General features: G+C 43.8%; 8 protein-coding genes. 6 read left to right on the plus strand and 2 right to left on the minus strand.

Translation table 11 applies throughout. The features are described from left to right. Positions 1–7 precede the first annotated feature (7 nt). The 6 genes from L5M11_RS15750 (at position 8) to L5M11_RS15775 (ending at position 10,022) form a co-directional block, all read left to right on the plus strand. Positions 8–325, plus strand: a complete 318-nt coding sequence (locus L5M11_RS15750; protein ID WP_148258320.1) for a hypothetical protein — start codon at positions 8–10, stop codon at positions 323–325. A gap of 85 nt (positions 326–410) precedes the next feature. Next, on the plus strand, positions 411–1,418 hold the full coding sequence (gene traF, locus L5M11_RS15755; protein WP_014620369.1) for a conjugal transfer protein TraF: 1,008 nt from the start codon (positions 411–413) through the stop codon (positions 1,416–1,418). Further along, positions 1,418–2,812: a conjugal transfer protein TraH gene (locus L5M11_RS15760; RefSeq protein ID WP_014620370.1), complete on the plus strand. Its 1,395-nt coding sequence runs from the start codon at positions 1,418–1,420 to the stop codon at positions 2,810–2,812. Before traF ends, L5M11_RS15760 begins: the two co-directional genes overlap by 1 nt. A gap of 2 nt (positions 2,813–2,814) precedes the next feature. After that, positions 2,815–8,397, plus strand: a complete 5,583-nt coding sequence (locus L5M11_RS15765) for a conjugal transfer protein TraG N-terminal domain-containing protein (protein WP_263192688.1) — start codon at positions 2,815–2,817, stop codon at positions 8,395–8,397. Positions 8,398–8,530: 133 nt separating this feature from the next. Continuing rightward, a complete protein-coding gene (locus L5M11_RS15770) occupies positions 8,531–9,466 on the plus strand; it encodes a hypothetical protein (RefSeq protein WP_263180431.1) in 936 nt (311 codons plus the stop codon). 10 nt (positions 9,467–9,476) lie between these two features. Then, positions 9,477–10,022 carry a hypothetical protein gene (locus L5M11_RS15775; RefSeq protein WP_014620373.1) on the plus strand — a complete coding sequence of 182 codons (546 nt, stop codon included), beginning with the start codon at positions 9,477–9,479 and terminating at the stop codon, positions 10,020–10,022. A gap of 13 nt (positions 10,023–10,035) precedes the next feature. Here the strand turns inward: L5M11_RS15775 and L5M11_RS15780 are convergent, their stop codons facing one another. Both L5M11_RS15780 and L5M11_RS15785 read right to left on the minus strand, forming a co-directional pair. Continuing rightward, positions 10,036–10,941, minus strand: coding sequence for a hypothetical protein (locus L5M11_RS15780; RefSeq protein ID WP_263180429.1), 906 nt, complete (start codon positions 10,939–10,941; stop codon positions 10,036–10,038). Between the two features lie 140 nt (positions 10,942–11,081). Continuing rightward, the gene (locus L5M11_RS15785; protein WP_263180428.1) at positions 11,082–11,951 is read right to left on the minus strand and encodes a DNA replication terminus site-binding protein; all 870 of its coding nucleotides are present in this window, start codon (positions 11,949–11,951) and stop codon (positions 11,082–11,084) included. Between the last annotated feature and the right edge of the window lie 44 nt (positions 11,952–11,995).

Here is an 11,995-nt window from a genome sequence, read left to right on the forward strand (position 1 = left end):
TCATTTTATGGCAAGACTTATAGAGCGACACATTCGCATTAGTAGTGATAGTAGCCCCCGCCTTTGCGATTATTTGTCCAGCTTTAACCCAAAAGCACTAACACGAGAAATCTTGTTACTAATGGAGTTTGGATTACTCATAAGACAACAAAACTTCTCAGCGATGAATAGCATTCAGTTGAACCCACTTAATGAGCAACATGCAGATTTAAAATCTGTAGCTGAACTGTCTAGCGAATCCAATAAAGAACCTCACGAAGTGCCTATTAACAGTATGGATGATGATTTTGATATTGGATCAGACAGAGATTTTCTGATGGATTGAAATAGGATTTTCGCCGCTATTAATGCGGCGTTTTTCTACTATTTTTTTATGATATAGTTAGGTAACTATATTAAAAAGGTGTGTTATGGCTGATTTAAAAAGGTGTGCAATATTTATTGCCGCGGCAATGGCATCTACGGCTGTTGTGGCTGAGCAGGCGTCAACTCAATCGAGCGACAACTTCTACAAACAACGTGAGCGCGGTTGGTACTGGCACGAGCTTCCTCCGAAAGAGGATATACCTGAAAAAGTTGAGCCGCCTAAGCCATCACCTGTGCAAGCCGAAGCACAAACAGATGAGCCACAAAATTCCGTTGAGGCCATGAGCGTTAAATGGTTCCAAGAGAATTTACCCAAGGCTAAAGAGTTAGCACTTAACACCGGTAGGCCAGAGGACGTAAAGCGTTATCTGTATATTCAACGTGCCGCCATCGACCGTGCTAACCAGTTCGCAGCGACATATATTTCTGAGCAAATGTTCGATCCTTATTTGGATGAGTCGTTGCGCCGTCCCGAAAACGATGTATCACTTCAGGCGTTCAAAGGCACTCAAAGTGAAAACCAATGGAAACTCATTGAGAGTATCGGCAAGAAAGCCACGCTCATTTATTTTTTTAGCTCTAACTGTCCTTACTGTGCGAAACAGACTCCTTACCTAATTCGCCTCGCGAAAGAATATGGCTGGACAATCATGCCCGTGTCCATTGATGGAGGGAAAGTACCAAATGATGATTTTCATGTTTTTGGTGATTACCGTGTAGCCAATTCCGAAATGGCTCAGAGATTCGATGTATTAGCCACGCCTACTTTATATGTAACTAACAACACAGGTGATTATTTCTTGTTGAGTTCCGGGTTGGTTGGTATGGATTCGTTAGGAGAAAGGATCATTGCTTTAGCAAGCAAAGAGAAAATCATATCGGAGTCCGAGCTTAACAATGTCAAACAGGTACGCGCTGTTTACATGACTGACGCAGAGGCCAAGGTAAATACAGAACGTGTGTATGACGACCCCGATTACCTCATTAACAAAATGCGTAATTTTATGTTGGGTAAACCTGACGCTGACACTGCTACAGAGGATGTCAAATAATGAGAAGAATAGCATTGATTACACTGCTAACTTTGCCACTGAGTACAGTTGAAGCGGGGGGCCTTAGCTCCATTTGGGATGAAATGCTATCAGCTAGTTCTGGTATCAATCAATATTCAGGCGCAAGGCGCAATGGTATTTCGCTCGGTAGCGCATCTGTCAGAATTAAAACAGTTAATGAGCAAGTGCTCGCAGCAAGAGCGCCGTATCTACAAGCATCTTGCAAAGGAATAGATTTTTTTGGCGGCTCATTATCATTGATTAAAAGAGAAGAATTGGTACAAATGGCGCGGTCAATTGCGGCCGCCGCTCCTATGTATGCGTTTCAATTGGCTATGGGGATGCTCTGCCCAGATTGCAATGCGATCCTTGCTGATTTAGCTAAGCGCCTTAATTCACTCAATGAATACATTAGTAAGGATTGTGAAGAATGGGTGGATTTAGCAGAAAAAGAAGCTCCATCTTTACAAGTTAAATCTGATCGTAAAATGTGGCAAAACTACTCTGAATCATCGTCCAGTTGGTTTGATTCAAAAGCCTCAGCTAGAGCCGAGGTGAGCGCGATTAACAGTCACTCTAAAGCCGCGAACATGACAAATACCACAAGTAAGTCGCAGTATAACTCTGTTTATCAGGCGTTTATGGACGGTGGGGTAACGATGCCCTTGTTATCTTCTGATAAAACCGTTGTTGCTCAAATGATAATGAGCGTTTTCGGCACCAATATCTATAAATTTGACTCATCATTGACTGCATCTGAGACTGACGGTAGTGATGCCATCAATACCTCAATAGCTCCTCAGATACGCCTCCGGGATCTATATATAGCAGAAGCACCCGATGTTCCTGTTGCGAAGAAAATGGTGGTCTGTGTGACCGCCGCAAGTACCGATCCCAATTGTTTATCAGCAGCGGTTAAGGATGTTAGCCCGAATGACCCGCGTTATTTAGATTCGTTTTATCGGCTCTATGGGGATGCTATTTGTGGGTTGATGGATAGCAGCAAGCGGGACTCAAGCATTGTTGCCATCTATGCACGTAAAGGCACTTACTCGGCTCAACAGGACATAATTATGAGAGGGATGAATGATACGTTTTCCAACATTTTGGAAAATGCCTCAAACGCGAACATGCTCAATAATAGCAACTGTAAATTTATTTCTGAATACCTTGCGTTAACCGCTACCCTGCAACTTATCGAAGATCTCCGTATTGCAGCCAGCAATATGAAGGACAGCAATACAACTCAACGAAGTGCATACTTAGCCAACATATTAGACAAAATAAAGGACATGTCTCAAGAAAAAGCAGACATCGAGTCCAAAATAACAACACTTAATGCTGCGATGGTAACTCAATTTGGTTATATATCCGCTATGAAAACGGGGCAGTAAGCATGTTAACACTCTATTCCCTTGGTGATATTGATTTAATGATAAAGATGGCTCAAGGGGCCGAACTAGCTTTTAGTAGCGGGGGGATTGCTAACAGCAAACTAATCGCAATAGGGTTTGGTATTACCTTATTGGTCTCGGTTTTTAAACAAGCCTTTGACCCACAAAAGTTTCATGTAAAAGAATTTTTTATTGCGTTATTTACCTACTTATTTTTAATGACCCCGAAAGTCGATTTCTATATTGAGTCAGTGCGTACAGGTGAAGTATCTCAATCCTTCACTTTGCCGTTCGGGATTGTTGCGCCAGCAGCTCTAGCCACCAGTATTGGTGGTGGCATATCTAAAGGGATGGCCGAGGCTTATTCCAGTATTTCGCCTAATTTTGACACCAAACCTGGAGCTAACATTGATCCATTAAAAGCGTTACTAAAAGCGCGATTTGTCGGTACATCGGAGGCTGACACAAGCTATTTAATGGTTGGGGAAAATGTATCGGCTTATCTAAAAAACTGTTATTTCGAAGATATTAAAAACAGTAAAACCACCGAAGGGCAGTCAAAGAGAGAAATTTACCCTGATTCAATTAATGAGGGTAAATTTGATTGGAACGAATTAAAAGTTACCTCTGGAAGTTGGTATACGCCTTACCACAACGTCAACAACAGAACGTATGGGAAATTGCTGTGTACTGATGTCCATAAATTGATTGGTGATGAGATCAAGGATGGTAGTGTTTGGGGTAAAGAAATGGAGCGCAGGGCAGCGGTTGAGTTTGATATGGCAAGTGCCCCGGATGTTCAAAAAACCTTGGAGTCGTTGACTAGAGATAACTCTAGTTTAATGGATTTGTACCGCGCAAATTTTGTTAATGCACTCATATCGAAAGTTGGTGCAACGATGAGTGATTTAGAACCTTGGGAGCGCATAGCGTTCCAGCAAGAATTTGATGGTATTCAACAGCGGCGCATGACCCAAGCGGCACAATCATCGTTTTTTCTTGAATCGGCACCCGCGCTGATCACTTGGTTTGAGTGTTTCATCTTCCTTGTTGCCCCTTTGATGCCACTTTTCTTAACCCTTGGCTCTAAAGGGTTGGCAATGGCCGGAAAGTTATTTTCATTCTTGTTAGCGGTGAATTTCTGGCCGATAATTCAAGTCGGAGTAAATCTGTACACAGAGCATTATTTTAGTAAGCTGATGTGTTCCCTCCCCGGAAACGATACCACTCAAATATCAAATTGTCTCATAAACCCTGAAATGCGGGACTGGTCGCTGGATTCACTCGGCGGTATGAATAGTGCCTATACAACGCTAGAAACTTTTGTATCTCAAGCCGCGATTATTCAAACAATGGTGCCGTCACTGGCAATGATGATCGTTTTTGGCGGTGTACATACTATGATGGCTGCGAGCCAAAAATCACAAATGGGCGCGAATGTTGATCCTAAAATTTCTTCACCACAAACCGTCAACAGTGACGGAAATACCGTTTCAACGGCTGGTTTTGCAATGCACCGCACAGCAGGTGGGGAGTGGATGGAAAGTCGTGTAGGTGCTGGTAATTCGAATGTTGGGACGGGCGGCAGCACTTATAACGCAACATCTGCCGGTGCATCTGCTATCGGTGCATCTAACTCTGAGGTCGCTAATATTACTAGGAGTAATACAGAAGCAAGCCAAGCGACTGCGGCGGCATCGAACCGTTTAGGTGAAGCTATCACTGACGGCAATGTGATCTCCAATGCTAAGAAAGCCGGGATATCTTATGATCAAGCTCTTGGGTGGAAAGCGGCCCAATCCGTAGGCACTGAGAACGGAGTCTCATCTAATGACACTCTTAATCAAATGAGACAGACAATTGCTGGAATGACAGAATCACAGGCCCAAAGTTTTGAAATGTCTGCCGGACTGTCTGTCGGTCCATCTGGCGGTCTACAAGGTTTATTAAAAACGCTTGGTGTAAATGCGGAAGCAGGAGTGAGCTGGAGAGATGTTCAAACACAATTGAAATCGCTGTCCAATACGGAAGGTTCAAGTAATACATCAATGTTGAGTGAGCAAGATGCTAGAAAGTTTGCAAAGGTCGCAGAAGAAAGCGACACCGAAGCAAATAAAAAAGTGTACGACGAATCTAAAGTTGATACTAACTCGAATGCTTTCCAGCAGAACGCAGCAAAAGAGGACGCAGTTGCAAAACAGAATAGTTCTAATGAACAATTAGCCGAATCAAAAGCTAGGGCAACAGAAATTCGCGAAGGCATTACTGCTAATGAAAACGCTGGAAGAAATAGCAGTATAAAAATGGGTGAGCTCATAACTTCTGCTAATAGTGGTCTATTTACTAGCCCTGAAACTTACAAACAAATAGCTAAACAAACCGCTGATGATGCCATGCGTGGTAAGTTCGGTGAGGCGTGGGATAGTGCCACTAAAGGCGCTGATACTCTCAAGTTTGATGAAACAAATCAGGCTTTAAATAAGGCTATGGCCGCCCCAAATGCTTCTGCGGAAGATAAGGCCAAATTTGGAGCTATGAAAGAATTTTTTGGAGAAAATCAGGCTCTATACAATAAAGCTAACGATGCTAATGCTATGAAAGCTATTTCTGATCAGGCGCAAACAATGATGCGTGGTGATGGTACACCTGTACAGATACAGGATATTGGTACTATTGCGGATCGCGGTACAAGCGCACTGGCTAAAGTAATGGCCGCGACACAAGACGAGCCGATGAAAGCGTCTGCGGTGACTAAATTGGCAGAGGGTGCCGCTGTAGGTTATGCAGCACAATATGGCTCATCCACCCCTAATCAAACGGGGCTTAATGTTTCACAAGGGCTTACCGAGATTGGACAGGCTCAAATTGTCGATTATGCGCCACCTAAGCTAACGTCAGGTGAACAGCAATTTAAAAATGACAACACCAATGCCTTTAATGCCGCAAACGCTAGAGTTGAGCAGGGTACTAATGCAATTCGTAGCGGGTATGATGATGCAGTAAACAATCGACCTACAAAGAGTGATTACGACAACACCCAGTTAGCAGCACCAACTAAATGGTCAGAGGAAGATAAAGCAAGGCTTAGTCAGTTAGATAATAATGGCCTTGCTTTAATGGAGAGAATCCAAAATATGTCAGCGGAAAATCGTGGTAATACACTAGGCGATACCGTTAATACGATAGCTGATGAGTTAAAAAATAAAAACTATGGAAGCCTATCAAATCAAGTCATTGATCGGGTAGCTTCTACCATGAAAAATGCCGAAAATTCCCCCGCTGAACTTGGTCGGATGTTATCTGATTATTCAGATGTCAACTCACCTGCTTACAAGAATGCTGGTCCTGATGCTAACCAGTATGCCCCTGTGATTGCAGCAATGGCAGGGATGGCTAGTAACTTATTAGGTCAATCACTATCAGGTAATAGCCTTACTAATAATGAAAGGCCATCAATTGAACAAGCTAAACAAGTATTTTCTGGTATAAGTGACATCCAAAAAGGTATCGATATTTCTGAAAATTCTTGGCAGGGAGAACGTAATAAAGCTGCTCAAGCAATTTCTATAGCAGCAGCAGGCGGTAGCAATGATGAACAGCGGTCAGCGGCTATTGTGGGGCAATATTTATCTGATAAGTTCAGTACAAATATGTTGCCAGAAGCTAAATTTAATGAGCTGTACAGTAATAGCAATCCAGAGTCGCCAGATAGAAATTCCGCGCTTGATATGAAAATACTTTCAGGTGCAGCTATGGGCTTGGTTGATAAGGCGATGGCTCAGGAATCTAATTCGCCAGCCGTCCAAAATCGCCTTGATTCAGCTAAACAATGGCTCGAACAGGTGAATGAGAAATTAGATTCTACTATGTCGGCTGGTAGTCATGGCGCACATGCAACCGCAGTTAAATATGCACAAGAGTACAGTAGTGCAACTGAGAATATAGCCTCGCTATCTAGCTTGACTCCTGCCTCTAAATCCGAAGTTCTCGATGGCTTTAATGGCTTTGGGGCTACCCCTGATTTAAGTGCCGCTCGGGGGCGTAACGAAAGCGCTAACGGAGAGGGTAGTAATGCTCGCTTAGAACAGGTCGCTAATAAACTAACGGATGGAGAGAAAGCTAACTTGTTAGATAACTTAGCCAGTTCAGGTGTGCCTACTTCTATCGTTGACAATATATCCCGAGGTATTGAGATCGCCAAAAGTCCGCCAATGGCCGAAGCGGGTAATTCAGCACCGGCTACCAATGGTCCTGCAGTGGCGCCAAGTGGTTCGGCTTCGGCGCCAATGGCCGAGTCGGGTAATTCAGCACCGGCGGCAAGTGTCCCTGCAGCGGCGCCAATGGCCGAGGCGGGTAACTCAGCACTGGCTGCAAGTGTCCCTGCAGCGGCACCAATGGCCGAGGCAGGTAATTCAGCACTGGCTGCAAATGGTCCTGCAGCGGCGCCAAGTGGTTCGGCTTCGACGCCAATGGCCGAGGCAGGTAATTCAGCACTGGCTGCAAATGGTCCTGCAGCGGCGCCAAGTGGTTCGGCTTCGACGCCAATGGCCGAGTCGGGTAATTCAGCACCGGCGGCAAGTGTCCCTGCAGCGGCGCCAATGGCCGAGTCGGGCAATTCAGCACCGGCGACAAATGGTCTGTCACCGGCACCAATGGCCGAGGCAGGTAATTCAGCACTGGCTGCAAATGGTCCTGCAGTGGCACTAATGGCCGAGGCGGGTAACTCAGCACTGGCTGCAAGTGTCCCTGCAGCGGCGCCAATGGCCGAGTCGGGTAATTCAGCACTGGCTGCAAATGGTCCTGCAGTGGCACCAATGGCCGAGGCAGGTAATTCAGCACTGGCTGCAAATGGTCCTGCAGTGGCACTAATGGCCGAGGCGGGTAACTCAGCACTGGCTGCAAGTGTCCCTGCAGCGGCGCCAATGGCCGAGTCGGGTAATTCAGCACTGGCTGCAAATGGTCCTGCAGTGGCACTAATGGCCGAGGCGGGTAACTCAGCACTGGCTGCAAGTGTCCCTGCAGCGGCGCCAATGGCCGAGTCGGGTAATTCAGCACCGGCTACCAATGGTCTGGCACCGGCGCCAATGGCCGAGTCGGGTAATTCAGCACCGGCTACCAATGGTCTGGCACCGGCGCCAATGGCCGAAGCGGGTAATTCAGCACCGGCTACCAATGGTCTGGCACCAGCACCAATGGCCGAGGCGGGTAATTCAGCACCGGCTACCAATGGTCTAGCACCAGCACCAATGGTCGAGGCGGGGAGTCATGGAGGTGTGCCACTCACGAGTCCAGATCCAGAGATACGTTATGTAGAGATTGGCAGCAGTTCTACAACCGCAAACGATGTTGGGAGTGCTAGTTCACAGTCAGAAAGCGTAGTACAGAATAATCCGTATTCGTTTGATGCAATGACTCCCGGCCATAATTTTTCAGCTATAGGCGGTTTCGGTAGTAATGTAGCTAATACAAACGTGAGCTTTGGTGGCGTTCTGGTTGATGGCGGCGTAAATGATGATGGGGCTGGTAGCCCACCGGACGGCAAGAATAATACGGGCAGTTCATCTAACCCACCCGTTAGAAGCTAGTTAGTGATTCAACTTAAATGGCACTCCTAATACGAGTGCCATTTTTCATTTGTGCAAGTCTAACTTGGTAAATTTGCCACCCGGAGAAAGTGGTTTAACCTATTCAATATGGTGCAGATAAAGGATGGAACAAATGAGTAAAGTAAGCATATTAGTAATTTTGCCTATTGTTTTGAATGCCATCGCGTTACCTGTGTTTGGCGTAAGTATGGATACTTACTCTGCGACAGAACATGGCGTTTGGGGTGTCAGTTACCTAAGAGAAACTGCGATTGAGTTCCCACAAAAAACCTTTAGTGAGTTTAAAAATCAATTAATCCAATCTGCTGTAAAAAAAGCAATTTATAACCAATTTATGCCACAAAACCAACAGGCATTATTGGTTAAATCTTCGGTTAACGATGGTTCTGTCACCGTTGATGTAATCGGCGCTAGTTCGTTCATGTTCTCTGTTAATAAGGCCGATTTCACTTATAAACCAAGCGGATCTAATCTAGCTGTTTCAGTCAACGTCACGGTTAGTATCAAAGGGATAGATGAAACCAAATCCTTAAAGCAGTTGGAGTCAGATGTTCACTTAGCCGCGCAAAACAAGCGACAATGGACACCGATTAATGGCCGTATTCAAGCTGAAAGAAGTGATCATATATTGGGGACTCCTAATAGCTTATTTGTGCTAGATGGGAATAATTTAGCTAGCGAGCCTTATGACTATAACAGCTCTTATATTGACGAGTTTGTCAGTTACTGGCAATTGAGGTTTAAGGTGATGCTGCTCTCTGCGTATGCAGAAAAAGGCTTGGTGTATGATCCTAAATGGGACGGTTATATGTTGGCTCAACTAGACACTGCTGTTGTGGGGATTGAGCGTAGCTTTAGTGATGTCCTATCTCACAATCGAGGTCAGAAAATTATCTATCCTTATGATTACTTTAAAAAACATTTGAACCAGTTTGTGTTCGTCTTTAGCGCAAGAAAACGTTGGTATGACTATTCTGAACTGGCAGATTTTAGGGTGGATAGTCAGGATGCTAATGGCGTTACTGTTAACATAAAAGATAAGTTATAAGGGAATGGACATGAATAAATTACTTTGTACTGCAAGCCTAGTTTTCTCGATGTTTACGCTACCCGTTATCGCAGGTGATAACGATTATCGTGGATATGGAATGTCTCGAATAGTTTTGAGTGGGAGTGATTACGCGGATTCACTGGCGCACAGAGCTAGTATAAATGCTGTTCAATATGCACTTTATGACGCTTTATCTAGGTCAGAGCGTAACATAAGTGATTTGTGGGCCGTTGTGATGGTTTTAAATTTATATCCTTTTGAAGTGCAAGATAGCGATTTGGTTTATGAGTTGGGTGTGATTGAAGGTCAAACTGAACATGAACCCGTATTAAGAATGGTGGCATCTAGCGTATTAACTTTGAGGGGGGGGGATATTGATAAAGCGTGGATTAAAGTAAATGAGTTAAAGAATAATCAAGAGTTCAAAAACGCATTTAACAGATATTCAGTTGCAATGAACACTAAAGGCTCGGGAGGTGTTGGTGAGTTGGTGGAGTCGTTAAAGGTCGTTGAGGCTATCGGGAATATAACTTACACGTTATACCCCCAATAGCTTTTACTTACTTTTACTTACGTAAAAAGTTGGACCAACCTTCCCATTTGTCCTTGTAAACGCGTTCTGGTGCAGAAGGTATTTGAGCTGCATCGCTATCACCATTAGCTTTAAGGTCGCGGTGTTTAGCTCTGAACTCAAGCATATTCGCGCAGCCCCAGGATTTAACAGTCCGCCTTGCCTTGGCAAAGGTCATGTATTTATTGTGCTTGACGAGAAAGTCTTTAAATTTAAGGTTGTACATCAAAGTAGGTGAGCTTGGCACAAAATCTGGTAATTGCTTACTATTTGCCAGCTCAAAAAACTGTGTTGATGTGGTGATATTGTTCTCTAAAAACCAGAGTTTAACTTTATCTAGACCACCTTTTTGTTTGTAGTCATAAGGTTCTGGAGTGCCTAAAAAGTGGTTCCAAGACTGCCACATTTTTTTTCGCGAGTAAAATGAGCGTGGATCAGTTGGGATGTTTCGAGGCTTTTCATTGTTTTCTAGGTAAGTGACCCATTCAGCCATCGTTTTTATTCCAGCATTTTGAGCAAAGTTGGATGCCGTTTCGTAACTAGCCCAAACGCCGCCTCTACTTTTAATGTCCAATGCTGAGCTTTGCTTAACAACTTTAGCAAATGGATCAAGCGCCCCCCATCCCTGCCATTGCTTCCTATTACCGTAAAATAGCGGTGGTGATGCTGGAATGAATTCTGGTCGGTTTGGCTGCTTAATGTATTTTAGCCAAGAGGCTCTATTTGTAATCCCTAGTGCTCTCATGTACTCCACCCAATCGGTGTAGCATAGAAATTGCTCCCCCTTTCGTGTGCGGATCATGCGTTCGCTAGATAAAACTGATGGCGACTTAACATTATTCGTATCAGTATCAGAAAGAGTGCTGTCAGATGCTGGGAACTTTAAGACATTACTTTTCATAATTTTAAGACCTATTTTTAATACGGCTTTGCACTAGGCTTGGCGCGTTAATTATTCAAAAAAAATTATATTTGAATGTTTTGTCATATTAATTATAGGGCTGCGCAAATAAAACACAATTTTTATATTTCACTCACTAATTATTTTTTGTTTATCTTTGACATGTAAATGTTGAGCTCAGGAATTAGTAAGTCTTTTTCAGGGGTTGCGTCTAATCTCTTAGCTCGTTGTTTTGGTTCACTAATGCTCTGTAAGTGCTTAACATTTATCTTGCTATCCGAGAATATAAGCAGAGGGGTTTGGCCGCTGATTTGCAATTTTTCCTTGCTGTCCTCTATGCTCCAAATGTTGTATACAGTTGTCGGTATGACATTTCTTTTTACTTTAAACTGACAAATTTCCTTTTTATCCTCAAAGATTTTTTTATACTTCGCGGCGCACTCAGCCGTAATGATGTTGGCTTGCTTCGCTGACGTCACCCGTGTCTGGAAGTTTTTTTCGCTTAACACTCTCATTCCGCTACGCATGTTCCATGATGCTGAAATTGTTGAGTCTTTTTCGCACACAATTGAATGTACTTTTCGCGTCAGCATAACCAGCGAGCACAGTGGATTGTGATTATCTAAAATTGTACGTAACTGACTTTTGTCTACATTCGCTGTTAATGATTGTATTTGCTCTTTTGTTAAGTTTACGTCTGAAATAAGTTTGATGCACTTGGGGTAGTCACTCATTTTCAATACTAAAATCCCCGGAAAAATTGCTGTCCTACCTGTTGATTTTTCACGAGTTGTTGTTTCCATTAACGCAGCACTAATCCAGCCGCGAGCTTTCTTATTTTTGAAAACAATAGGAGTCACTTCATGGTTATCCCCTGCGGTTTTTATGTGGTAGTAATAAGCCTGCAAACTTTGGACATTTAAGATGTACTCGGCTAACGAAAATAATTGATTTGATAACTGGATGTACAGTCTCTCAAATGAGCTTATATTACTTTTTGAATCCCACATTATTGCCCCGTGCATTCCGCAGTGGTTGAAATTGTGTTACGATG

Origin of the sequence: Shewanella sp. SM87 (assembly GCF_025653705.1) — a bacterium.
GTDB lineage: Bacteria > Pseudomonadota > Gammaproteobacteria > Enterobacterales > Shewanellaceae > Shewanella > Shewanella oncorhynchi.